Origin of the sequence: Ensifer sp. MJa1, assembly GCF_037026475.1 — a bacterium.
Lineage (GTDB): Bacteria > Pseudomonadota > Alphaproteobacteria > Rhizobiales > Rhizobiaceae > Ensifer.
Genome location: NZ_JAKUMO010000003.1, coordinates 79146 through 103701 on the forward strand (window position 1 = coordinate 79146; position 24556 = coordinate 103701).

24 protein-coding genes are annotated in these 24556 nt (G+C 61.7%); 6 read left to right on the forward strand and 18 right to left on the reverse strand.

Features of this window, described 5'->3' with window-relative positions:
• Positions 1-170 precede the first annotated feature (170 nt).
• Together MKZ91_RS05490 and recO are read right to left on the reverse strand one after the other, a co-directional pair.
• Positions 171-680: a PaaI family thioesterase gene (locus MKZ91_RS05490; protein ID WP_336168827.1), complete on the reverse strand. Its 510-nt coding sequence runs from the start codon at positions 678-680 to the stop codon at positions 171-173.
• A 16-nt stretch (positions 681-696) separates the two neighbouring features.
• Entirely contained in the window at positions 697-1443 is a 747-nt protein-coding gene (gene recO / locus MKZ91_RS05495) for a DNA repair protein RecO (protein WP_336168829.1), read from the reverse strand.
• A gap of 232 nt (positions 1444-1675) precedes the next feature.
• Between recO and MKZ91_RS05500 the strand changes: the two genes are divergently transcribed.
• On the forward strand, positions 1676-2416 hold the full coding sequence (locus MKZ91_RS05500) for a L,D-transpeptidase (RefSeq protein WP_336168831.1): 741 nt from the start codon (positions 1676-1678) through the stop codon (positions 2414-2416).
• A 15-nt stretch (positions 2417-2431) separates the two neighbouring features.
• On the opposite strand, the gene MKZ91_RS05505 is transcribed toward MKZ91_RS05500, so the two are convergent.
• The gene (locus tag MKZ91_RS05505) at positions 2432-2791 is read right to left on the reverse strand and encodes a hypothetical protein (RefSeq protein WP_336168833.1); all 360 of its coding nucleotides are present in this window, start codon (positions 2789-2791) and stop codon (positions 2432-2434) included.
• 118 nt (positions 2792-2909) lie between these two features.
• Positions 2910-3392 carry an SRPBCC domain-containing protein gene (locus MKZ91_RS05510; RefSeq protein ID WP_336168835.1) on the reverse strand — a complete coding sequence of 161 codons (483 nt, stop codon included), beginning with the start codon at positions 3390-3392 and terminating at the stop codon, positions 2910-2912.
• Positions 3393-3442: 50 nt separating this feature from the next.
• On the opposite strand from MKZ91_RS05510, the gene MKZ91_RS05515 reads away from it, so the two are divergent.
• From MKZ91_RS05515 to rkpK, 3 genes are all read left to right on the forward strand, one after another.
• Positions 3443-3775, forward strand: coding sequence for an ArsR/SmtB family transcription factor (locus MKZ91_RS05515; protein WP_336168837.1), 333 nt, complete (start codon positions 3443-3445; stop codon positions 3773-3775).
• A gap of 68 nt (positions 3776-3843) precedes the next feature.
• The gene (locus tag MKZ91_RS05520; RefSeq protein ID WP_336168838.1) at positions 3844-4884 is read left to right on the forward strand and encodes an NAD-dependent epimerase; all 1041 of its coding nucleotides are present in this window, start codon (positions 3844-3846) and stop codon (positions 4882-4884) included.
• 156 nt (positions 4885-5040) lie between these two features.
• Positions 5041-6354, forward strand: a complete 1314-nt coding sequence (gene rkpK / locus MKZ91_RS05525; RefSeq protein WP_336168841.1) for a UDP-glucose 6-dehydrogenase — start codon at positions 5041-5043, stop codon at positions 6352-6354.
• A 151-nt stretch (positions 6355-6505) separates the two neighbouring features.
• Here the strand turns inward: rkpK and MKZ91_RS05530 are convergent, their stop codons facing one another.
• From MKZ91_RS05530 to rpoZ, 12 genes are all read right to left on the reverse strand, one after another.
• The gene (locus tag MKZ91_RS05530) at positions 6506-6823 is read right to left on the reverse strand and encodes a hypothetical protein (protein WP_336168842.1); all 318 of its coding nucleotides are present in this window, start codon (positions 6821-6823) and stop codon (positions 6506-6508) included.
• 208 nt (positions 6824-7031) lie between these two features.
• Positions 7032-9341: a Tex family protein gene (locus MKZ91_RS05535; RefSeq protein ID WP_336168844.1), complete on the reverse strand. Its 2310-nt coding sequence runs from the start codon at positions 9339-9341 to the stop codon at positions 7032-7034.
• A 144-nt stretch (positions 9342-9485) separates the two neighbouring features.
• On the reverse strand, positions 9486-10787 hold the full coding sequence (locus MKZ91_RS05540) for a cyclopropane-fatty-acyl-phospholipid synthase family protein (protein WP_336168846.1): 1302 nt from the start codon (positions 10785-10787) through the stop codon (positions 9486-9488).
• Between the two features lie 332 nt (positions 10788-11119).
• Positions 11120-12124, reverse strand: a complete 1005-nt coding sequence (locus MKZ91_RS05545; RefSeq protein WP_336168848.1) for a glutathione S-transferase family protein — start codon at positions 12122-12124, stop codon at positions 11120-11122.
• Between the two features lie 376 nt (positions 12125-12500).
• Positions 12501-13430, reverse strand: coding sequence for a GTPase Era (gene era, locus MKZ91_RS05550; protein WP_336168849.1), 930 nt, complete (start codon positions 13428-13430; stop codon positions 12501-12503).
• Between the two features lie 8 nt (positions 13431-13438).
• Positions 13439-14155, reverse strand: a complete 717-nt coding sequence (gene rnc / locus MKZ91_RS05555; protein ID WP_336169390.1) for a ribonuclease III — start codon at positions 14153-14155, stop codon at positions 13439-13441.
• On the reverse strand, positions 14155-14898 hold the full coding sequence (lepB, locus tag MKZ91_RS05560; protein ID WP_336168852.1) for a signal peptidase I: 744 nt from the start codon (positions 14896-14898) through the stop codon (positions 14155-14157). The genes rnc and lepB overlap by 1 nt, the downstream gene beginning before the upstream one ends.
• A 161-nt stretch (positions 14899-15059) precedes the next feature.
• Positions 15060-15479: a holo-ACP synthase gene (gene acpS / locus MKZ91_RS05565; protein WP_336168855.1), complete on the reverse strand. Its 420-nt coding sequence runs from the start codon at positions 15477-15479 to the stop codon at positions 15060-15062.
• Positions 15476-16030 (reverse strand): DUF2062 domain-containing protein, encoded by a 555-nt coding sequence (locus MKZ91_RS05570; protein WP_336168856.1) that lies wholly within the window; start codon positions 16028-16030, stop codon positions 15476-15478. Before MKZ91_RS05570 ends, acpS begins: the two co-directional genes overlap by 4 nt.
• 198 nt (positions 16031-16228) lie before the next feature.
• Positions 16229-16381 carry a DUF3563 family protein gene (locus tag MKZ91_RS05575; RefSeq protein WP_336168858.1) on the reverse strand — a complete coding sequence of 51 codons (153 nt, stop codon included), beginning with the start codon at positions 16379-16381 and terminating at the stop codon, positions 16229-16231.
• 235 nt (positions 16382-16616) lie between these two features.
• Positions 16617-18842 (reverse strand): RelA/SpoT family protein, encoded by a 2226-nt coding sequence (locus MKZ91_RS05580; protein ID WP_336168860.1) that lies wholly within the window; start codon positions 18840-18842, stop codon positions 16617-16619.
• A 316-nt stretch (positions 18843-19158) separates the two neighbouring features.
• Positions 19159-19566: a DNA-directed RNA polymerase subunit omega gene (gene rpoZ / locus MKZ91_RS05585; RefSeq protein ID WP_336168862.1), complete on the reverse strand. Its 408-nt coding sequence runs from the start codon at positions 19564-19566 to the stop codon at positions 19159-19161.
• A gap of 467 nt (positions 19567-20033) precedes the next feature.
• Here rpoZ and MKZ91_RS05590 point away from each other — a divergent pair, with 467 nt between their 5' ends.
• On the forward strand, positions 20034-20612 hold the full coding sequence (locus MKZ91_RS05590) for a LabA-like NYN domain-containing protein (protein ID WP_336168864.1): 579 nt from the start codon (positions 20034-20036) through the stop codon (positions 20610-20612).
• A 188-nt stretch (positions 20613-20800) separates the two neighbouring features.
• Here the strand turns inward: MKZ91_RS05590 and smpB are convergent, their stop codons facing one another.
• Both smpB and dapA read right to left on the reverse strand, forming a co-directional pair.
• Positions 20801-21280, reverse strand: coding sequence for an SsrA-binding protein SmpB (smpB, locus tag MKZ91_RS05595; RefSeq protein WP_043616668.1), 480 nt, complete (start codon positions 21278-21280; stop codon positions 20801-20803).
• On the reverse strand, positions 21280-22164 hold the full coding sequence (gene dapA, locus MKZ91_RS05600; protein WP_336168868.1) for a 4-hydroxy-tetrahydrodipicolinate synthase: 885 nt from the start codon (positions 22162-22164) through the stop codon (positions 21280-21282). Before dapA ends, smpB begins: the two co-directional genes overlap by 1 nt.
• A gap of 282 nt (positions 22165-22446) precedes the next feature.
• Between dapA and MKZ91_RS05605 the strand changes: the two genes are divergently transcribed.
• Positions 22447-24516: a lytic transglycosylase domain-containing protein gene (locus MKZ91_RS05605; protein WP_336168870.1), complete on the forward strand. Its 2070-nt coding sequence runs from the start codon at positions 22447-22449 to the stop codon at positions 24514-24516.
• The last annotated feature ends 40 nt before the right edge of the window (positions 24517-24556 follow it).

Genomic DNA, 24556 nt, shown 5'->3' on the forward strand with positions numbered 1-24556 from the left:
GCAACCATACAGACTTTTGCACTGTCACCAAATCCATAGACGGCCGAGCACCGCCATCTCTTCACGGCGACAAGTCGCGGCACTGTCCGCGGGTGGCACCCGTTCATTTCATCGCCTCCGCCGCACCGCCCCACGACGGCAAACCGCCTCGCACCGGCTCACGAGTGCCGCTAGCGCCGCAGGTTGTCGATCGGGAAGATCGCGCACGTTTCCGTGCCATGCGCCAGCAGTTTACCGCTTGCGTCACGCAGCCAGGCTTCCGAGGTTGCGATGGTCCGGCCGCGATGCACGATGCGTCCCTCGCAGAACACCTCCCCCATGCCCGGCAGCAGCGGCCGCACGAGGTTCACCTTGAACTCGACGGTGGTATAGGCTTCTCCGGGTTTGACTGTCGTGAAAACGGCACAGCCGAGTGCGGAATCCATGATCGTCGCCGTCCATCCGCCATGCACCGTGCCGAGCGGATTGAGATGTTCCTCGCTCGGCAGGCCCTTGAACACCACCCTGCCCTCCTCGACTTCGGTCAGGCCGAACTTCAGGGTTGCCGACATGGGCGGCGCCGGCAGGTCACCCTTCAACAGGTCCTGCATCGCCTTGAAGCCACCGTCGCGGGCCACGCGATCAAGCGGCAGCAGGCCAATGCCGGATACGGCCATGCCGGGATAAAGTTCTTGAAACATCGATGTCTCCTGGGGATCAGGCGGCCGAGGACTGGGATTTCAACGCCTTCAGCGCCGCGTTGACGAAGCCGTCGCGTGCGGAAGAGACGTCAAGGCCGCGCGGGTCATAAACATGGCGGTGGAGGAAAAAGGCGGTCAGGCGGAAGGCCGCCGCAAGGCTGTCATGGTCGGCCGCCCGACGGGCTTCGGCGGAGAGAAAGTCCGGTAGTGCCAGCATACGGTCGGCATAGCGTTCGCCAGCCGCGCGGCAGACAGCCCGGCCGGATTTCGGCGAGACGTAGATGAGCTCGGTCCGCGCGCCGGTCGCCACGCATTCCGTCAGGTCCAGCCCGAAGCCGAGATCGTTGAGAACCGCGAGTTCGAAGCGCACGAACAACTCGCCGGCATCGGCCGGATCGGCGAGGTGATCGACGATGACGGTCAGCGCTTCGTAGAGATGGGGATGCGGATCGCGTTCGGGAAGCAGGCGCAGCAACGCGCCAAGTGCCTGGATGCCGTAGACCGAGGTTGCCGTTTCCATCAGCCGCGCCGCCCGCAATTCCACCGGCTCGATCCGGAATTCGCCCATATGCTCATCAAGCCGCGCGCGCCAGGTGATCTCCACCGAGTTTCCCGGCTGCAGCACCGGCTGCATGGCGCGCGAGCGGCCCGAGCGCACCATGCCGAGGTGCCGGCCGTGCGCCGCGGTCATGACCTCGACGATGGCCGAGCTTTCGCCGTGCCGCCTCACCCCGAGAATAATGGCCTGATCGCTCCATTGCATGGATATGGCATACACCCGCGATCGAAAGCGGATCAAGCGATGATCTACGCGCCGTTCCGCAAGGTCGCGGGTGCAGCACGAGCCGACTGTCGCCTTTCGGCTACACTCGCAGGTTGCCTCATTTGCGACATGCTGTCGCCGCCCCCAGGCCATCTTTGACATTAGAACGGGGGAGCGGCTAAAGCCGTGCCTCCCGCCCGAATTGATAATCAGCAGGATCAGATAACCGATTATGTGTGTGTCCCGGAACAGCGCCGGCCGCCTGGCGCAGCTCTTCGCCCTTCTTCTCGCCACCTCAACGCTCGCAGCTTGCGTCACCACATCGGGGCCGGCCAAACCGAAGGGACCGGACCCATACTACGTGGCGATGTACGGCCCCCAGCCAAACGAGAAGTTCCCGCTTGATGCCATCGACATCAGCAAGGTCGACACCCGTTATCTGCGCCAACAGGTTGCCTACCAGACGCATGAGCCGCCCGGCACGATCGTCATCGATACCCAGAACCGCTTCCTCTACCTCGTTCAGGATGGCGGCATGGCGATGCGCTACGGCATCGGCGTCGGCAAGGCGGGCCTGGAATTTGCCGGCGACGCACGCGTCGCGCGCAAGGCCGAGTGGCCGCGCTGGACGCCGACGCAGAGCATGGTCGAGCGCGAACCTGAGCGCTATGGCCCGCTTGTCGGCGGCATGGAGCCTGGCGTGCGCAATCCGCTCGGGCCGCGCGCGCTCTATCTGTTCCAGGGCAACCGCGACACGCTGTTCCGTATCCACGGCACGACGGAGGCCTGGTCGATCGGCAAGGCGGTGTCGAGCGGCTGCATCCGCCTCTTCAACCCCGACATCATCGACCTCTACAGCCGCGTGCCGCTTGATACGCGCGTGGTGGTGCTGCAGGCGGAACCGCCGATGACCGAGCCCGCTGCGGTGCCGATGGCATCGATCGACAACGGCGGCCTGCCGCCGGTCTATTGATGTTTGGCCGGGCGCCTACCAGGCGTCCGGCGTGCGCACCAGGTGAACGATGTTGGCGGGGTTCATGATCCAGCCACCGCGAAAACCTTCGCCAAGCTTTTCCACCGGGTCGCAGCGGACAACGCCCTTTGCGGCGAGATGCCCCAGAGCGGCCGCATGATCATCCGTGAAAAGCTCGAGCCAGACCTCCGAATGACTGTAGTTCGGCACCTCGTCGATCCAAAGCTGGTTGGGGCCAAGCCGGAAGCCGACAGCCGGCAACTTCTCGGGGATCGGCTCAAGGCCGACCGTGTCGCGATAGAAGGCGATGACCGCCTCGTACTGATGCGAGGGAACCTTCATCGCGATGTTGATACCACCCGTAATGTTCGTCATGACGCAGTCTCCCGTTGCCGCGCGACACTTTCCGGCGGCCTGTTGTTGACATGTGAACCTTGGTCTGGCGCTGACCTTTCATCCGAAAGCTGCGCCTTCTCACGCCGGCCTGAAACGCTCAGATCTGCGGCTCGAGCGCCGGCTTTCCGGAAAGCTCGCTCAGGTAATAGCCGTGCCGCAGATTGATCCCGTATTCCAGCCAGGCTTTCATGCAGGCGAGCATCTGCGACCAGCCCTCGCAATTGAGGTAGGATCCCTTCTGCCCCTGCTCGCTCTCGCGCCAGCCCGTTTCGGCGATCGTCACCATGGTGGCGCCGTCGTCGAGCGATTGAAAGCGCATCTCCACCCGGGTCCTGTAGGGGGTCTCCTCCTTGGCGACCATGGCGTCCCAGCGAAAGACGATCCGCTCGTTGTGCTCGACCGCCTCGACCTCGACGGGCACCTCTCCCCACCAGGTCACTGTCGCGCCGGCGACCAGCGGTCCGCTGATACCGCCGAGGGTGACGAAGTAGCGACTGAGCTGGACCGGATTGACAACGGCATCGAAAACCTGGGCCACCGGGCGAGCGATCCGTCCGTTCACGCGGAATTCGAAGGGCATGGCGACTTCCTCCCATTGAGCGGGATCAGAATATGTTATAAAAACATAACATGTCAACCGAATCGAAAGACGACCTGGTTTTCAAGGCGCTGGCCAATGGCCTGCGGCGTCAGATGCTCGACGCGATGAAAGGCGGGCCGCAAACGACCGGCATGCTCTGCGAGCAATTCGCAAATCTCGATCGCTGTACGGTGATGCAGCATCTGAAGGTTCTGGAAGAGGCCGAGCTCGTGCTCGTGCGCCGCGAGGGGCGCGAACGCTGGAACCACTTGAACGCCCTGCCGATCCAGGCCATCCACGACCGGTGGATCAGCCAATATGCCGGCCACGCGATGTCGGTCCTGTCGGCGCTACACCAGCAGTTTGAACGATCATCGGAGTGATGGTTTCGGCTTTCCATCGCCCGGCTTTCTTCGTATGAACGCCCGAAGACACAAACAGGGACATTGGCGTGCGCTACCTCATCACCGGAACCGCGGGCTTCATCGGCTTTCACCTCGCCAAGCGACTGATCGACGAAGGGCATTTCGTGGTCGGATTCGACGGCATGACGCCCTATTATGATGTGACCCTGAAGGAGCGGCGGCACGCGATCCTCGCCCGTTCGAACGGCTTCAAGGCCGTTGTCGGCATGCTTGAGGACCGGGCAGCGTTGAACCACGCGGCCGAGATCGCCGAGCCCGAGGTCATCATCCATCTCGCCGCCCAGGCGGGCGTGCGCTACAGCCTCGAGAACCCGAAGGCCTATGTCGATTCCAACCTCGTCGGCTCCTGGAACGTGCTCGACCTGGCGCGGGAGATCGGACCCAAGCACCTGATGCTTGCATCAACCTCTTCGATTTACGGCGCGAACGAGAAGATTCCGTTCGGCGAAACGGATCGCGCCGACGAGCCGATGACGCTTTATGCGGCAACGAAGAAGTCGATGGAGTTGATGGCGCACAGCTATGCCCATCTCTACAGGATACCGACGACCGCCTTCCGCTTCTTCACTGTCTACGGCCCTTGGGGGCGCCCCGACATGGCGCTGTTCAAGTTCGTCGACGCCATCCACAAAGGCAGGCCGATCGACATTTACGGCGAAGGCCGCATGAGCCGCGACTTCACCTACATCGATGATCTCGTCGAAGGCATCTTCAGGCTCTCGCATGTGGCGCCGGCAGAGGCAAACCGCGTGCCGTCCGAGAAGGCTGATGACAGCTTGTCCCATCAGGGGCCCTTCCGCGTCGTCAACGTCGGCGGTGGCCAGCCGGTCGAGTTGATGCGTTTCGTCGAAACGGTCGAGAAGGCTGTCGGCAAACCGGCATTGCGCAACATTCTGCCGATGCAGCAGGGCGACGTGCCGCGCACCTACGCTTCTCCCGACCTGTTGGAGGCGCTGACCGATTTCAAGCCTTCGACCCCGCTGGAAGAAGGCGTGGCGCGCTTTGCCGCCTGGTATCAGGAATTTTACGAAACTGGCGCAAAGGCCGGGGCGGAAACGCAGGACTGATGTCGCAGTTCCTGCGCTTGCGGCCGAGCGGATGGAACTTTGCCGTCAAACACGAATGGCAGCGAACACGCTTGCAGGCCGAGGATTGCAAACCGCCACGGATTGCATTCTCTATGTCTTGAGTTCGCAAATGCCGCACAACGAAGGAAAGAGCCTATGAAAATCACAATGATCGGTGCCGGCTATGTGGGCCTTGTCTCCGGCGTGTGCTTCGCGGATTTCGGTCACGACGTGGTCTGCCTCGACAAGGACGAAAACAAGATCGACGCGCTGATGCAGGGTCGCATTCCGATCTTCGAACCGGGCCTCGACCAGTTGGTGGCCAGCAACGTCGCCTCTGGTCGGCTGTCGTTTACCACCGACCTCGTTGCCGCCGTCGCCGACAGCGACGTTATCTTCATCGCGGTCGGCACGCCGTCGCGCCGTGGCGACGGTCATGCGGACCTGTCCTACGTCTATGCCGCCGCGCGCGAAATCGCCGAGAACCTCAAGGGCTTCACCGTCATCGTCACCAAGTCGACCGTGCCCGTCGGCACCGGCGACGAGGTCGAGCGCATCATCCGCGAAACCAACCCGGAGGCTGATTTCGCCGTGGTTTCCAATCCGGAATTCCTGCGCGAAGGTGCGGCAATCGAGGACTTCAAGCGTCCCGACCGCATCGTCATCGGCCTTGCGGACGACGATGCGCGTGCGCGCGACGTGATGACCGAGGTTTACCGCCCGCTCTATCTCAACCAGGCGCCGCTCGTTTTCACCTCGCGCCGCACGTCGGAACTGATCAAATATGCCGGCAACGCCTTCCTGGCGATGAAGATCACCTTCATCAACGAGATGGCCGATCTTTGCGAAAAGGTCGGGGCCAATGTCCAGGACGTCGCCCGTGGCATCGGGCTCGACGGCCGCATCGGTTCGAAGTTCCTGCATGCCGGGCCCGGCTATGGCGGATCCTGTTTCCCGAAGGATACTCTGGCGCTGGTCAAGACCGCGCAGGACCATGATGCGCCCGTCCGGCTCGTCGAGACCACCGTCGCGATCAACGACAACCGCAAGCGCGCAATGGGCCGCAAGGTCATCGCCGCTGCCGGTGGCGATGTCCGCGGCCACAAGATCGCGGTCCTCGGCCTGACCTTCAAGCCGAACACCGACGACATGCGCGACAGTCCGGCAATTGCGATCGTGCAGACGTTGCAGGATGCCGGCGCGCACGTCATCGGCTACGATCCGGAAGGCATGGAAAACGCCAAGAAGGTTATCGATGGCCTCGAGTACGCCAAGGACCCTTACGAGGCAGCCAACGAAGCCGACGCACTGGTTATCGTCACCGAATGGAACGAGTTCCGCGCGCTTGATTTCCGCCGCTTGAAGACCGTGATGAAGACACCGACTTTCGTCGACCTGCGCAACATCTACCGCCAGGAAGAGGTCACCAAGCACGGCTTCACCTATTCCAGCATCGGCCGCCCTCACTAAGAGCGTCCGGTCCCGAGCCCCTGCGACATCAATGTCGCCGGGGGAAACGTTGCAACGGCAAATGAAGCGTCTCGCTGCGTGCAAACAGTGGGGCGTTTTTTTGTAGGCCGGCGCGTAACTCGGTGAAATTCCGCGGCCCGGCTACCTGATCTCAGGCTTTCGGCATCGGCAACGGCGGCAAGGCTTCCCAGTTCTTGCCGGCGAGGATGACACAGCTGCGACCGTTGACATCAGTCACGATCAACGTCCAGCTGCCGCTATCGGAGGCGTAGACCTCCATGATCGCCTGCGGATTGATGAGCGCCGTGGCGGCCGGCTTCTCCTGATATTGCCTTGCCAGAAAGTCGCTCACCTGAGCGCGATCGGCGCAATTGACCGCGATTTGCGAAGAGGCTGGAATTGAATGCGCCGTCACCCCGGTCGCCAGCAGACCGGCTCCGATAAGGCCGCGGATCACACTGAGTACCATGACGCACCTCCTTTCACCGGGAGCCCGGCGGAAGAAGAGGTTTCCGGTGACCTGTTCCGCCGTAGACCGGCATTCTTATGATCGGCACCCGTTCGCGACACGACCGAGTGCCGCCACACAGCCAGTATGGCGGAAAGCGGCAAATATTACAATTCTCTAAATTATAGACTATTTGCCGGGACCCGGACGGGTCCCGGCGGCGCAAGCGTCATTTGCGCTTCATCGCTTCCATCAGCGCGGCGCCGAACGCACCTTGCGACGGCTGCTGCTGCGGCTTCTGCTCACGCGCCGGCGCGCTGCGGTTCGCCCCGTTCGGTGCCGTTGCGCGGGCCTCGCGCCCTGTATCCGCGCCACCATCCTTGCGCATGGTCAGGCCGATGCGCTTGCGCGGGACATCGACTTCGGTGACACGCACCTTCACGACATCGCCCGCCTTCACCACCTCGTGCGGATCCTTGACGAAGCGATCGGCAAGCTGGGAGACGTGGACCAGGCCATCCTGATGGACGCCGATATCGACAAAGGCGCCGAAGGCCGCGACGTTGGTGACCGTGCCTTCGAGCTGCATGCCGACCTTCAGATCCTTGATGTCGTCCACGCCCTCGGCGAAAGTGGCGGTCTTGAAGCTCGGGCGCGGGTCGCGGCCCGGCTTCTCCAGCTCTGCAAGGATGTCCTTGACGGTCGGCAGTCCGAAGCGCTCGTCAACGAAGGTCCGCGGATCGAGCTGCTTCAACGCCGCGCTGTCGCCCATCAGCGAGCGGACGTTACGGCCGCAGGCGGCCACGATCTTCTTGGCAATACCATAGGCTTCAGGATGGACAGAAGAGGCGTCAAGCGGCTCCTTGCCATCAGGAATGCGCAGGAAGCCCGCGCATTGCTCGAAGGTGCGCGCACCAAGCCGCGGCACGTTCAGCAATTCCTTGCGGCTGCCGAAGGGTCCGGTCGCATCGCGGTGGGCAACGATCGCCTCGGCCGAGGATTTGCCGAGACCCGAAACGCGGGCAAGCAGCGGCGCCGAGGCGGTGTTGACGTCGACGCCGACGGCATTCACCGCATCTTCCACCACCGCGTCGAGCGAGCGGCTGAGTTTCGATTGGTCGACGTCGTGTTGATACTGCCCGACGCCGATCGACTTCGGCTCGATCTTCACGAGCTCGGCCAGCGGATCCTGCAGGCGACGAGCGATCGATACGGCGCCACGCAGCGAAACGTCGAGCCCCGGAAACTCGAGTGCGGCCGTCTCGGATGCCGAATAGACCGATGCGCCGGCCTCCGAAACAATGACCTTGGTCGGCTTCGGCGCCGGCAGCTGCTGGAGCATGTCGGCAACCAGCTTTTCCGTCTCGCGGCTGCCGGTGCCGTTGCCGATGGCAATCAGTTCCACCTTGTGCTTGCGGATCAGCGCAGCAAGCTCCGCTTGGGTGCCGCGAATGTCGTTCTTCGGCGGGAACGGATAGACGGTCGTGGTTTCGAGCAGCTTGCCCGTGCCGTCGACCACGGCAACCTTGACGCCGGTACGGATGCCCGGATCGAGCCCCATCGTCGCCCGCGAGCCGGCGGGCGCAGCCAGCAACAGGTCCTTGAGGTTGCGGGCAAAGACATGGATTGCGTCCTCTTCCGCCCGCTCGCGCAACTCGCGCATCAGGTCGAGTGACAGCGACATGGAGAGCTTCACCCGCCAGGTCCAGCCGATCATTTCGGAAAGCCATTTGTCGGCGGGCAAATGCGCGCCGACATTGTAGGCCGCGGCGATCATCCGTTCGATCGGCTTGATCGGCGAGGCATCGTCCTGGTCGACGACGATATCGACGGACAGAACCTCCTCATTCCAGCCGCGCAGCATCGCCAGCGCCCGGTGGCTGGGTGTCGTTGCCCATCGTTCGGAGTGGTCGAAGTAGTCTGAGAACTTGGCGCCCGCCTCCTGCTTGCCATCAACGACCTTGGCGCGCAGGAAGGCAGCGGTCTTCATGTGGTTGCGCAGGCGACCGAGCAGATCGGCGTTCTCGGTCATGCCTTCGGCAATGATGTCGCGCGCACCGTCAAGCGCTGTCTTCACATCGGGCACCTCTGCCGAAAGGAAGGCAGCCGCCCGGTCGGCCGGCACGATGGAGCGATCGGCAAGAATGGCCTCGGCGAGCGGCCCAAGCCCGCGTTCACGCGCGATCTCCGCTTTGGTACGGCGCTTCGGCTTGTAGGGCAGATAGATGTCTTCGAGTTCCGCCTTGGTCTCGACACCAGCAATCTTCGCTTCGAGTTCGTCGGTCAGCTTACCCTGCCCGCGGATCGATTCCAGGATCGATGCCCGCCGCGCTTCAAGCTCGCGCAGATAGGTCAACCGCTCCGAAAGCGTGCGCAGCTGCGTGTCGTCAAGACCGCCGGTCACCTCTTTGCGGTAGCGCGCGATGAACGGCACCGTGGCACCCTCGTCCAGCAATTCGACAGCGGCAACGACCTGCGAGGGGGTTGCCTTGATTTCGCTGGCGATAATGGCGGCGATGGGTTTTGCAGGAGTGGCCATAGTGTTTCCGTCTTTGTTGTTTCCGGTCGGCGACCATAAAGGCGCAGAGCTTCAAGGCCAAGTGAAGGCCTTTAAGGGAAAGCCGGAACTCCACAGAAGATGGGACGCGCCGATCCCGCCTCGACAAGACCCGAAGGGCTGAAATCAGACCGCGATCGCGGGTTCGATGCGCTCCTTCTGAGGCATCACATCCCAGGTATTGACCGGCTCGAGCGGCGGCCGGCGCTTCTCGAACTCGATCAGTTGCCGCTCCCTCTCTTCGATGTAGCCGCGCGAGGCCGGCACGGCATCGAGAGACGGCGAAAGCTGAAGCTGGAAGATGAAATGCTTGTCGTAGAGGAAGGCCGTCTCGGATGCCGCGAGATAGAACTCCCACATGCGGAAGAAGCGCTCGTCATAAAGCGCCACCGCTTCCTCGCGACGGGCGACGAAACGCTCGCGCCAGGCCCGCAAGGTCCAGGCATAGTGCATGGGCAGGATCTCGACATCCTTGACCAGAAGCCGCGAGTGCTCGACCGACGGCAGCACTTCCGAAACGGCCGGGATGTAACCGCCCGGGAAGATGTATTTCTCGATCCACGGATTGGTCGCCCAGGGCTTGTCGACCTGGCCGATCGAATGCAGCAGCATGACCCCTTCGGGTTTCAGCAACTCGTTCATCTTGTTGAAAAAGCGCCCGTAATTGCCGATGCCGACATGCTCGAACATGCCGACGGAGACGATGCGGTCGAACTGCCGGTTCTGAAGTGTGCGGTAATCCTGCAGCTCGAAGCGTACCCGGTCGGAAAGGCCGCGCCGGGCGGCGCGGTCACGCGAGACCTTCAGCTGCTCTTCACTGAGCGTGATGCCCGTCACTTCGATCCCGGAGGATTCGGCCAGATACATGGCCATCCCGCCCCAGCCGGATCCAACCTCCAGGACCTTCTGCCCCGGCTCCAGCAGGAGCTTCGCCGCGATATGCCGCTTCTTGGCGAGCTGCGCCTCGTCGAGCGATATTCCGCGCGGCTCAAAATAGGCGCAGGAATATTGCCAGTCTTCGTCGAGGAACAGGTTGAAGAGCTTACGATCGAGGTCGTAATGATGGGCGACATTGTGCCGGTTGCGGTTGACCGGCAAGCGGCTCAGCAACTGCTGGCGCAGCACGTGCTGAAGTCCGACGACGGTATTGGCAACGGTTGCGGCGTTTTCCAGCCCGTTGTCCTTGACGATCGACAACACATCGAAAATGTCGCCATTCTCGACAGTAACCCGTCCATCCACGTAGAGTTCGCCGAAACGAAGTCCCGGATCCTGAACGATCGCCTTTTCGGCTTCGGCATCGATGATCCGGATCGATACCGCCTTTCCGGTGCCGTCGCCCAGGGCGACCCGCTCACCGGACGAAAACGTCACCGTCATATCGCCCTTGCGGACCAGGCGGCGAAGCATGCTCAGCAGTGCATTCATATCTCACCCCTACCAGACCTACCTACGGATCCTGGTGCATGGGAGATACCGAGACACCGGCTCTTTCAGGTCCTCCGGAAGGTGTGTGCGTGCGCCCGTCTGGGAGACGCGGGCGCGTCCGGAAGCGGTGAGAACCGGCTCGGGCGTGACCTCACGGCATCCGGCAGGCGCGTCAGGCTCTTCGTGAGGGCCGTCGCCGGAAATTCGTCAGGCCAGCCGCCATCGGGCTCCTATCCATCAGAACTTCCATTTAACGTAGTGAGCTTCGATCGATTGACAATGGGCTCTTTATGGCCCCTCAAAGATTTGTTTCCTTAGTAAATGCTGCAAGGTCAGGTCGGTGAACCGACAATTCCTCTACCCGCCAGGCGTGCCCGGTCGTGCGGACGATCGAAGTCCTGGAGCGGTCCGGCCGGAACGATACGGGTCGCATTGAGGTGGGCGATGCCGTAGTAGCCCCGCTTGATATGGTCGATGCGCACGCTTTCGCGAATGCCCTGCCATTGGTAGATCTCGCGCAAGTAGTTCGATAGCGACGGATAATCCTCGATCCGGCGTATGTTGCATTTGAAGACGCCATGATAGGCGGCGTCGAAACGTACGAGCGTGACGAAGAGGCGGATATCGGCCTCTGTCAGATGCTGACCGGCAAGGTAGCGGTTGGCCGACAGGTGAGCGTCAAGTTCATCGAGCATGGCAAACAGGCTCGCGGCCGCCTCGTCATAGGAACCTTGCGTCTTGGCGAAACCGGCGCGGTAGACGCCATTGTTGACGCGCTCGTAAATCGGCCCGTTCCAACGGTCGATCTCGCCCCGCAAGGCTTCCGGATAAAGGTCCAGCCGGTTGCCGGTCAGGTGATCGAAGGCCGAATTGAGGATGCGGATGATGTCGGCGGACTCATTGTTGACGATGCGCCCTTCGCGCATGTCCCAGAGTACCGGGACCGACACCTTGCCGGTGTAGGTCGGATCGCTCGCGACGTAGAGTTCGTGGTGGAAGCGGATCTTGCCGATGCGTTCGCCGGCGTCGACGGGCTCGTCGTAAACCCAGCCGTCCTCGCCGAGCAGCGGATCGGCAACCGTGAGCCCGACGATCTGTTGCAATCCCTTGAGGTTGCGGAAGGCAATCGTGCGCGAAGCCCAGGGGCAAAGATAGGACACGAACAACCGATAGCGCCCGGCTTCAGCCGGCAATGCCTCCTGGCCGTCCGGGCCCGGGACGCCATCAGGCGTAATCCAGCGATGGAACCGCGTCGGCTCGCGATGAAACGCGCCGCCCTTCATTTCGCCCGCCGCAACGTCGCCCTTGACCCACTTCCCCTCGACAAGCTGCGGCATCCATTCGCTCCCGGATTGCAGAACCAATAGCGGCTACCTCTCACAGCGTACTGCCACCGGTCAATCGCGCGCGCAGGCGACACATTGTTCGCAATACGCGATACGCACGCCAGACCTGCACATGCGGACAGCCGAGGATCGGCGATCCGGAAGTGACGATGCCGGCTTTCACGCGAGGTTTCGGGGACAATCGGGGTGGTTCGGCGCCACCTGAGGGCGAGCCGCCCGCGGCTGATGCATCAAAGCATGCATCGCAACCGAGCCTTTACAATCGGCTCGTCCAAGCGCCAGGCGCTTGAGGCCACCGTCGCGGCAACTGTGGCACCCGTTTGCACGGGTGCCAGGATCATGACGCGCAAAACTCGGCGCACAAGTTCTATCGTGGGAATTCGAGGCCCATTTCGCGGAAGCGCTCGGGGTCGTCGCCCCAGTTCTCGCGCACCTTGACGAACAGGAACAGGTGCACCGGCTGCTCGAGGATCTCGGAGATCTCCTTGCGCGACGCCGTCGAGATTGCCTTGATCGCCTCACCGTTCTTGCCGAGAGCGATCTTCTTCTGGCTTTCGCGCTCGACGTAGATCACCTGCTCGATGCGCACCGAGCCGTCCTTGCGCTCTTCCCATTTCTCGGTTTCGACATGGGAGGCGTAGGGTAGTTCCTGGTGCAGCCGCAGGAATAGCTTCTCGCGAGTGATTTCAGCAGCGAGCTGGCGCATCGGCAGGTCGGAGATCTGGTCCTCCGGATAGTACCAGGGGCCTTCCGGCAGCGTCTCGGCCAGGTAGTCCATCAGGTCCTTGCATCCAGAGCCGTTCAGCGCCGAGATCATGAAGGTGCGTTCGAACTTGATCGTCTCGTTGGCTGCAGCCGCGAGCTTCAGCAGGTCCTCCGGCCGCACCTGGTCGATCTTGTTCAGAACCAGGATCTTCGGCTGGTGGACTTCCTTGAGGCCCTCAAGGATCGTTTCGGCATCGCCCTTCAGACCACGCTCGCTGTCGATCAGAAGCATGATCACGTCAGCGTCCTTGGCGCCGCCCCAGGCGGTCGTGACCATGGCCCGGTCGAGCCGCCGGCGCGGTTTGAAGATGCCGGGCGTGTCCATGAAAACGATCTGGGCGTTGTCGTGGATGGCAATGCCGCGCACGATCGCGCGCGTCGTCTGCACCTTGTGGCTGACGATCGAAACCTTGGCGCCGACGAGGCGGTTGACCAGGGTCGACTTGCCTGCATTGGTGGCGCCGATCAGCGCCACGAAACCCGAGTGGGTCGGCGCACCTTCGGCGGCCGTATCTTTTTCCATGTCCGTCATGTTTTCCGTCAATTTCCGGCGGAGGTCTTCCGCCACACGCCTTCGCGTTCCAACAATTTCGACGCGGCCATCTGCTCGGCGCCGCGTTTGGACCTGTCGGTCCCGGTCTCCGGCGTAACCCCTGCGATTTCCACGGTCACCGTGAAGCGAGGGTCATGGTCGGGCCCGGAACGGTCATCTGTCCGGTAGGTCGGCGCGACGCCAAACTTGGCATGCGCCCATTCCTGCAATTCGGTCTTCGCATCCCGGCGAGCGCCGTCGGCACGGGCCGCCCTGTCCTTCCAGTGACGCAGCACGAAAGCGCGGGCTGCCTCCAGGCCGCCATCAAGATAGATGGCAGCGATCAGCGACTCTACCACATCGGCTCGCACATTCATCATCGCCTTGCCGGTAATCTTCTTCACGTCGGAACCGGTGCGGATGAACTGATGCAACTCCATATCGTCGGCAACCTTGGCGCAGCTTTCGGCACTGACGAGCTGGTTCAGCCGCACCGAAAGCTCACCCTCGTTGGCATCGCGGAACGTCTGGAACAGAAGCTCGGCGACGCATAGCCCGAGCACCCGGTCCCCCAGAAATTCAAGCCGCTGATAGTTGGAGCCCTTGGCGCTGCGGGCGCTCGAATGGGTGAGCGCCCGATCCAGGCGCTCCTTCTCCGCGAACTGATAGCCAATCACGGCCTCGAGCTTGGCCCGATCCTCCGCGCTTAGCGACCGCGCCTTCATCATTCGACCGCCTTGAACAGGCGATCGTAGCGCAGGTTCGCCGGCCACTTCCAGATCTCGCGGAACGACGTGTCGTTGCCGAGCGAGAAGAAGATCATGCTGGCGCGACCGACGAGGTTCTCGGCCGGTACGAAGCCGACGTCGAAGCGGCTGTCGGCGGAGTTGTCGCGGTTGTCGCCCATCATGAAGTAGTGGCCTTCGGGCACGATGAATTCACGGGTGTTGTCGCCGCGGGCGTCCGGGAACTGGTCGAGCGTGTCGTAGGAAACGCCATTGTCCATCGTTTCGCGGAAGACCGGAACGTCGCCGCCGGTGTCGTACTGGTCGTCGGCGCGGAAGGCGCCGTCCGCAACGCGGTCAACGGGCTTGTCGTTGATATAGAGGATGCTGTTGCGCACCTGGACGCGGTCACCCGGCAAGCCGACGAGACGCTTGATGTAGTCGATGTCGGGGTTCGGCGGGAAGCGGAAGACGACGATGTCGCCACGCTTCGGCTCGCTTGCAAGAATGCGGCCGGAGAACAGATCGGGCGAAAGCGGCAACGAATACTTGGAGAAGCCGTAGGCGAACTTGTTGACGAAGATATAGTCGCCGACCAGCAGCGTCGGCATCATCGAGCCCGAGGGAATGGTAAAGGGTTGAAAGAGAACCGTACGAATGACCACGGCCAGGAGCAGCGCCTGGATCACGACCTTGACGTTCTCCCAGAGGCCGCTCTGCTTCGCTTCTGTCTTTTCTGCCACGCTTCTGTCTTCCTTTATCATCGCAAGGCCCTGACCGGGGCCTGCTCTCAACCTTCGCCAGCCGTCTCGTTCCCGGCCTTGGACTGCGCACAATCCGATTTCATATGCTGCTGATTGCCTTCCCTTCAATCCATCAGGGCCGGCTTTTCCAGCGGAATGCTCTAAACCGTTCCCTCTACGGGGGCAACGGGCAGTGCTTCGATAATCACGAAGGCCTGCGCCAGCGGAAAGTCGTCGGTGATCGTCAGGTGAATGGCCGCTCGGTGGTGGGGCGGCAACATCTTCTCAAGGCGCTCCGCCGCACCGCCAGTGAGGTTCATTGTCGGCTTGCCACCGGGCAAATTGATGACGCCCATGTCTTTCCAGAACACGCCCTGGGCCAATCCGGTGCCGAGCGCCTTGGAACAGGCTTCCTTGGCGGCGAAGCGCTTCGCGTAGGATGCAGCCCGGTTCTTGCGCCCCTCGGACTTGGCAATCTCCACATCGGTGAAACAGCGCTGCACGAACCTGTCGCCGAAACGGGAAAGCGAGTTTTCGATCCGCCTGATGTCGATCAGGTCGCTGCCGATGCCAATGATCATGAGGAATATCCGGTATCTCTGGCGCGCGACCGGCGGCGCCTTTGAAAGAGCCGCGTCGCCTGATAGGCGGCAGCATAAAAGACGAGCGCGGCTGCGCCCGCCAAGGGCAAGGACCCGACGAGCATCGGTTTGAAGACCGGCCCCCAAAGGGCGGAAAAATCAAGATGTTCGACCATGTGCAACACGTCGGCGCTCGTGGCGGCGTGTGCGGCCTCGACACCGAGGATGGCAACCCCCAGCTCATAGGATGCCGTCAGGATCATCGGGATCGTCACGGGATTGGCAAGCGCAGTGGTGATTGCTGCGGCGACGAGATTGCCTGAGAAAAGGAAGGCGAATGCGACCGCGATGACGATGTGCAGGCCGAAGAACGGCGTGAAGGAGGATGCGGCGCCAGCCGCTACGCCAACGGCAATCGAATGCGGTGTCGACGACAGGCGAAGGACCCGCAAGGCGACGTAACGGGGGCCACGCCAAAAGCCCTTGCGCGGCCAGAGCAACGCGCGGATCCGTTCGGAAATCGTGACCGGTTTTCTGCGTCTGAATAACATCGTGCCGTCATGACCGCATCTTGAAACCGTCAGCCGGCACAAGACGGCGCGTCCGCCTTTCTGCTGGCCGCAAGATAGGCGTCATGCCGATCGCTTGCAACCCGCCGGCAGCCGCGCATATGTCGCAGCAAAGCCATTCTCCAGACGCATAGCTTCCAGCATCCCGTCATCGGACGGGACGCGATCGGCGCGCGTCGCTTAGTAGCCGTTGCGGAACAGGCCGCGGTCGATCTGACGCTGACGATACTCGAGATCGATGCGATCAACCGAGCTGTTGAGGTAGGCGAGCTCGCGCTCTTCCTGGGTGGGAACGCGCAGTGCGCGGGTGATCTTCTTCAACTGATTAAACATGGCAAACCTCTTTGTTTACCTCCCGACCCAGAAGATAGTTTAGAGGCTCCTTTTCCACCAGATCCAGGAAAAGGCGGCAGCCATGCACGCAAAGCATGCCTCGTCGTTTTATTATGCGTCACATGCCTGTTTCGAAGGCATTTGCCCGCGAGGAGACAATCAGGATCCGATGACGGCATGTGACAGAGGCACCACGCGGCGGCGCAAGCGCGCCCGCCGCGAGGCGCTCGCAGGCTCATTCGAAGAGACGCTTGACCATCGAAACGCTCGGCAGCTCCTTGAGTTGGGCGATCAGATGGTTGAGCTGACGCAGGTCCCAGACTTCGAGATCGAACTGCAACTCGCTGAAGTCCGCCGCCACACGCCCCATCGACAGCGAACGGATGTTGACGTCGCTGGTGGCGATCGCCTGGGCGACCTCGGCGAGGGTCCCCGGCTCGTTCAGGGCGCTGATCGCGATGCGCGCCATGAACCGACTGCTGTTGGCCTCGTCCAGGTCCCAGCGCACATCGATCCAGCGCTCAGGTTCGTCATCGAACTTCTGCAGGATCGGCGACTGGATCGGATAGATGGTGATGCCCTTGTCCTTCTCCATGATGCCGACGATGCGGTCTCCGGGAATCGCACCGGCTGGACTGAAATGCACCTCGGCATTGCCCGACAGGCCTCGAATGGGCAGGGCTTCCGGTCCTTCGGCCAGAACCGCACCGTTCTGATCTTTACCAAGACCCGGCAGCTTGAACACCATGCCGGCGGCACTGCGCATGTTGAACCAGCCGTCGTCGGCGCTCGGCTTGACCGTCACGCGCTCATCCTGGTGGTCCGGGAAGACCGCACGCAGGACGTCGAGCGAGGACAGTTCACCGCGACCGACCGAGGCGATCGCATCTTCGACCTCCTTCTGGCCGAGACGATGCAGCGCCGGCTTCAGCGCCTCGCGCGAGAATGCCTTGCCGGCCCGCTCGAAGGTACGCTCCAGGATGCGGTAGCCGAGGCCGGCATATTGCTTGCGAATGGCAGCGCGAGTCGCGCGGCGGATGGCTGAGCGCGCCTTGCCGGTGACGACGATCTCCTCCCAGGCCGGCGGCGGCACCTGAATGCCGGAGCGAATGATCTCCACCTCGTCGCCGTTATTAAGACGGGTGACCAGCGGCATGATGCGACCGTTGATTTTTGCGCCGACGCAGGTATCGCCGATGTTGGTGTGAACCGCATAGGCAAAGTCGATCGGCGTCGCACCGCGCGGCAGCGCGATCAACTGGCCCTTGGGCGTGAAGCAGAACACCTGGTCCTGGAACAGTTCGAGCTTGGTATGCTCCAGGAACTCTTCCGGATTGTCGCCCTCGGCGAGGGATTCGATCGTGCGCCTCAGCCAGGAATAGGCGTTCGACGTCGGCGACAGCGCCGTATCGGTCGAATTCCCCTCCCCGTCCTTATAGAGCGAGTGTGCAGCGATGCCGTACTCGGCGATGTCGTTCATGCGCCGCGTGCGGATCTGCAGCTCGATGCGCTGGCGCGACGGGCCGACGATCGTGGTGTGGATCGACTGATAATCGTTCTGCTTGGGTGTCGAGATGTAATCCTTGAACCGGCCGGGCACGACCCGCCAGCGCGTGTGAACGATGCCGAGCGCGCGGTAACAGGACTGGATGTCGTCGACGATGATACGGAAACCCCAGACGTCGGAAAGCTGCTCGAAGGACAGCGATTTCGACTGCATCTTGCGAAAGACCGAATAAGGCTTCTTCTGTCGGCCCTTGACCTGCGCCGCCTTCAAACCTTCGGCCTGAAGAAGTTCTCGCAGTTCGTCTTCGATCTTCTTGATCAGACCCTCATTGCGCTGGGACAATTCTTCCAGTCGCCGGGTCACGGTCTCGAAGGCTTCCGGGTTGATATGGCGGAATGAGAGGTTTTCGAGTTCCTCACGCATGTCCTGCATACCCATGCGGCCGGCGAGCGGCGCATAGATGTCCATGGTTTCTTCGGAGATGCGCGCGCGCTTTTCAGCCGACATGTGGTCGAGCGTGCGCATGTTGTGCAGACGGTCGGCGAGCTTGACCAGAAGCACCCGCACGTCGTCGGAGATCGCCAGCAGCAATTTGCGCAGGTTCTCGGCTTGCTTGGCCTTTTTGGTAACGAGGTCGAGCTTCTTGATCTTGGTCAGGCCCTCGACAAGCGCGCCGATGTCCTCGCCGAAGAGGTCATCGATTTCCTGCCGCGTCGCCGTCGTGTCCTCGATCGTGTCGTGCAACAGCGCCACGGCGATGGTCGACTCGTCGAGCCGCATTTCTGTCAGGATCGCCGCCACTTCCAGGGGATGGGAGATATAAGGATCGCCGCTTGCCCGCTTCTGCTGGCCATGCTTCTGCATCGCGTAGACATAGGCCTTGTTCAGCAAGGCTTCATTGGCGTCGGGCTTGTATTTCTGCACGCGCTCAACGAGCTCGTATTGGCGCATCATTCGCTGGCGGTCCTTTAGAGCAGGAGGATTTCAGGTCGAATCGACCCAAAATCATGAACGTGATCGTTTCTCATCAGCAAAGCGGGATGCGGGCGGAAAACCGCATGCACTTTTCCTCATCCCGCTCTACCGCATGTTTCCTTTAGTCGTGCCCGATCAAAGAGGAAAACATGCAGCAATTCAAAGTGCTACAGCGATCGTTGCCCGCCTGACAAGACGCGCGGCGCCGTAGAAGAAGTCAATAAAAAAGTGCGCCAATCATACGAGTGGCGCACTCCTTTGAAAACACGTGGGAACGGGCGTTCCGCGACGGATCTCAGTAGTCGTCGCTCTTTTCCGGCGGAACCAAACCTTCGATGCCTGCCAGCAGTTCTTCTTCCGACATGCGGTCGAAGGTGATTGCTTCCGGCTGGTCGTCGTCTTCGGCAACTTCCGCAAACGTCGTTTCCGCATCGGCCTGGACCAGCGAAGCCGGATCGGGCTCGGGCTCGTCCACCTCGACATGCTTCTGCAGCGAATGGATGAGGTCTTCCTTGAGATCGCCCGGCGACAGCGTCTCGTCGGCAATTTCGCGGAGCGCAACGACCGGGTTCTTGTCGTTGTCGCGGTCAATGGTGATGGCGGCACCCTGAGAAATCAGGCGCGCGCGGTGGCTGGCAAGCAGAACGAGTTCGAAACGGTTATCGACCTTGTCGATGCAATCTTCGACGGTGACGCGGGCCATTGCCTGTCCTTTTGGGCTCGAAGCGCGGCGGCATCACCGCTGCACGGATTGACGACTCGAAACCGGAACAGCCGTCTAGCGACGGCCTGGTCGGCTCCGATTTCTGGAATTAGTCGCCCGGATACAATCAAAACAAGGCAAGTTCAAGTTTTTCCTTCAAGTGGTGCTCACGTAACGTCACACATCGTGATAAAATGCGATCGCAACGGGGCAGGAGAACCTTCACTACACACACCGGTTGCATCGTTAACCACGATGCGAAAACGCCTGGTAGAAAAGGCTTCCAAGGGGTGTGGAGGACCTATAGCAACTGCTAAAACTAGCTATATTCGCAAGCGTCTTGCTGGAATAATGCAATGCCTAGCCTACATTATTTGCCATATCAGCAATCATTAATGTAAACGACTTACTTTTGCGTATCGGCCGGCAGGTGGCATTTGATGCGCCGGCATTGAAAAGGAAAGACGATGTTCGACCCCCGCGAAAAAATCGCACTTTTTATCGACGGCGCCAATCTGTACGCCGCATCGAAGAGTCTCGGCTTCGACATCGACTATCGCAAACTCCTCAAGGCATTCCAGAAGCGCGGCTATTTGCTGCGTGCCTATTACTACACTGCTCTCATCGAAGACCAGGAATACTCTTCAATCCGCCCGCTGATCGACTGGCTAGACTATAACGGTTACAAGGTCGTGACTAAGCCAGCCAAGGAATTCACCGACTCGCTTGGCCGTCGCAAGATCAAGGGCAACATGGACATCGAACTTGCGATCGACGCCATGGAACAGTCCGAGACTGTCGATCACCTCGTCATCTTCTCCGGCGACGGCGATTTCACGACGCTCGTCGAAGCTCTGCAGCGCAAGGGCCGGAAGGTTTCCGTCGTATCGACGATGTCGACCCAGCCGCCGATGATCGCCGACGACCTGCGGCGCCAGGCCGATCACTTCATCGATCTTGCCACGCTGCGAGCGGAAATCGGCCGCGAACCCTCCGAGCGCACACCACGGCACACGGAGCCGGTTGCAGACCCGGTCGAAATCTAAAACGTTAATCGGAATCTGAAACGTTACCGGAGACGGCGCAAAGCGCCGCTCGGAGCAGAGCCTTTTCAATCAGCGGCGTGTTTCTCATTTCAGGGAGACTTGAACGCGCCGTCTGGCCGGCTGACGTCCCTTGGTCAGACTGTCGTGCGTGATGGCCCTGATGCCGGGCTCAACCGGGCGCGCCGGTCTTAGCCGCGATCCTTGAGCAAGCGGTTCTTCTGCCGGTTCCAATCACGCTCCTTCGACGTCTCGCGCTTGTCGTGCAGCTTCTTGCCCTTGCCGAGCGCCAACTCAAGCTTGGCCCGACCGCGGTCGTTGAAGTAGATCTTGAGCGGGATCAGCGACATGCCCTCGCGATTGACCGCCCCTTGCAGCCGGTTGACCTCGCGCTTGGACAGAAGCAGCTTTCGCCGGCGACGGGTTTCGTGGTTGAAGCGGTTCGCCTGTAGATACTCCGGCAGATAGGAATTGATCAGCCAGATCTCCCCACCTTCGTCCGTCGCGTAGGATTCCGCGATGTTGGCCTTGCCTTCGCGCAGCGACTTGACCTCGGTGCCGGTCAGAACCAGACCGGCCTCGTAGGTGTCGACGATCTCGTAGTTGAAGCGGGCCTTCCGGTTTTCCGCAACAACCTTGTTGACCGTGCGCTGGCTTCCTTTGGGTGCCATCAGTTCATCAATCCTGCATGTTTCAGCGCCGCATCGATCGCCGCTTCGGTTGCCGGCTCAAGCGTCGGCAACAACGGCGAGCGCACGGCGCGGCTCATCCGGCCAAGGCGGTTCAGCGCATACTTGGCGCCGCAGACGCCAGGCTCCATGAAGATCGCCTTGTGCAGCGGCATCAACTTGTCCTGGTAGGCGAGTGCCTTGGCGTAGTCGCCGGCAAGTGTCGCTTCCTGGAACTCGGCGCAAAGGCGCGGCGCGACGTTTGCCGTGACCGAGATGCAACCGACGCCGCCATGGGCATTGAAGCCGAGCGCCGTTGCGTCTTCGCCTGAAAGCTGGACGAAATCCGGGCCGCAGGCCATGCGCTGCTCGGACACGCGCTCGATCTTGCCGGTCGCATCCTTGACGCCGATGATGTTGGCATAGGCCTTGGTCAGAGCCGCCATGGTCTCGACGCTCATGTCGACGACCGAACGACCGGGAATGTTGTAGATGACGATCGGCAGCTTCACGCTGCCGGCGATGGAAGCGTAGTGGGCAAACAGGCCCTTCTGCGTCGGCTTGTTGTAGTAGGGCGTCACGACCAGGATCGCATCCGCACCGGCCTTTTCGGCGTGCTGCGCCAGCTCGATCGCTTCCGTCGTGTTGTTCGAACCAGCACCTGCGATCACCGGAACGCGCTTGGCCGCGGCTTCGATGCAGAGCTCCACAACCTTCTTGTGCTCGCTATGCGACAGGGTCGGAGACTCGCCAGTCGTGCCCACGGGCACCAGACCATGGCTGCCTTCTTTTATCTGCCATTCCACATGCGCGACGAAACCATCCGCATCCACCGCGCCAGTCGCGGTGAACGGTGTTACGAGAGCGGGAATGGAACCCTTGAACATGCACAACTCCTGACGGCGCAAAAGCGATCCATGCACTCACGCTTTGGCCGTAATCGACGGTTAAAAAACTGCCGCACCATAATCATGTGAGGTGGCTGCGGCAAGCGTCGTGACACGGCATTTCATAGCGGTTTTCACGCAAAAGCTTGATGTTCGGCCTGCATAACCGATACCCGCCAGCCGGAGTCGGGAGTCGGCTGGTGCAATTGCTATGAGTGAAGTTGGCCGCTAGCCGTGGCGTTGCGGCAAAGGAATGTGAGACACGGGGAATACGGGCTCTACATGCGCAGACCAATCTTCCTGCCTGTTGCCGCCATCATCGGCGCTGCACTTTTCGCCTCGTCGGCGCTCAGCTCCGAAACACTTGACCGGGTACCGGTTCCGATGCGCAAGCCTGACGCCGCAAACAAGGCGGCGCCAACCGTGACCGACGAAACGACGAATGCCATTCCGGCGATCGCAACCCCGATCAGCAGCGATCTGAAGACGGGCCTCGACGCTCTTTCCAAAAAGCAACCGTCAATGGCGATCACAATCCGCGACGCCATGGCCGAAGGCTCGCTCGATCGTCATATCCTGACCTGGGCCATCGCCGTTTCGGGCCAGCGCGGCATTCCGTCCTTCGAGATCGCCGAGGCGCAGAAAGAGCTCCAGGGATGGCCAGGCCTGAAATCGCTGCGCGCCAATTCGGAACGCGCACTTTATCGCGAGAACCCGCCGGCGACCGACATCCTCGCCGCGTTTGGCAAGACCGAGCCCGAAACGACCGAGGGCACGATCATCCTTGCCCGTGCACTCGTCGCCGAAGGCCAGAGCGATGCCGCGGCCAAATGGCTGCGCACGGTCTGGCAGCGCGAGGGGCTCGACAAGGATACCGAGACGAAAATACTGGCCGAGTTCTCCGGCCTGCTGACGATTGCCGACCACCAGCAGCGCATGGCCATGTTGCTTTACCGCAACCGCGTCGAGCAGGCCGAACGCTTCGGCGATCTTGGCAAAGCGCAATCGCTCTATCGCGCCTGGGCAGCGGTCAACCGCGGCAGTGACAAGGCTTCAGCCTTGATTGCGGCTGTCGACCCGTCCTGGCACAAGGACCCGGCCTTTATCTTCATCCAGATCGAGGCCTTGCGCAAACAGAAGAAGTACGAGGAAGCGGCCAAGCTGCTCGCCCGCATGCCGAAGGACCGAGGGGCGCTGATCAACCCTGGCGAATGGTGGGTCGAACAGCGCGTCGTCAGTCGCGGCCTGCTCGATGTGGGCGATTTTCGCGGCGCCTACCGGATCGCGGCCGGCCATTTGGCAACCGAGACAACCGACGTCGTCGATGCCGAGTTTCACGCGGGCTGGTACGCATTGCGCGGCATGGAAGATCCGGCAACCGCAGCGCGCCATTTCCGCCGCATCCTCGACGTCTCCAATCGCCCGCTTTCCGCTTCCCGCGCGTGGTACTGGCTCGGCCGATCTGCCGAGGCAGGCGCGCCGGGCGATGCAAGCGCGTATTTCGCCAATGCCGCGCGCTATCCCGGTACATTCTACGGCCAGCTCGCCGCCGCCCGGCTCGGCCGCAAGACATTGAACGTCGCCTACCCAGCCCCATCGACGGATGACCGCGCGCGGTTCGAGAACCGGGAAGCGGTGCGTGCCATCGCGCGGCTCGAGGCCGCCGGCCACGCCTGGCGCGCCGACAGCATTTACCGGGCTCTGGCCGACGAACTTACGAGCCCCGGCGAGCTGGCGCTGCTCTCGGCCCGCGCGGAAAAAAGTGGCAACCACCAGCTCTCGCTTCAGGTCGGCAAGATCGCATTCGGCCGCGGCATCGACGTCGCCGCCCTCGCCTTCCCCGTCGGCGTCATTCCATCGAGCGCGAACATCGATGGTTCCGGCAAGGCACTTGCCTATGCGATCGCACGCCAGGAGAGCGCCTTCAATCCGCAGGCGATTTCCACCGCCAACGCGCGCGGCCTCTTGCAACTGATGCCTGGCACGGCCAAGGGCGTCGCCAGTCGCTACGGTCTTGCCTATTCGCAGGAGCGCCTAACCAGTGATGCTGGTTACAACGCTACGCTTGGCGCACACTATCTCGGCGAGCAGATCAACAGTTTCGGCGGTTCCTATATCCTCACCTTCATCGCCTACAATGCCGGCCCGCGCCGCGTTCCGGAGTGGCTCGACCGCTACGGCGATCCACGCGGCAAGCCGATTGACGAGGTCGTTGACTGGATCGAGCGCATTCCTTTCCAGGAAACTCGCAACTATGTGCAAAGGGTCATGGAAAACTATCAGGTCTACAAGTCGAGGCTCGGGCAAAAGGCCGACATTGTTGAAGATCTGAGAATGGGACGGCAGCCCTAGGAACATTTTCGCCGATCAAGCAATCGTGATGATCGGGAGC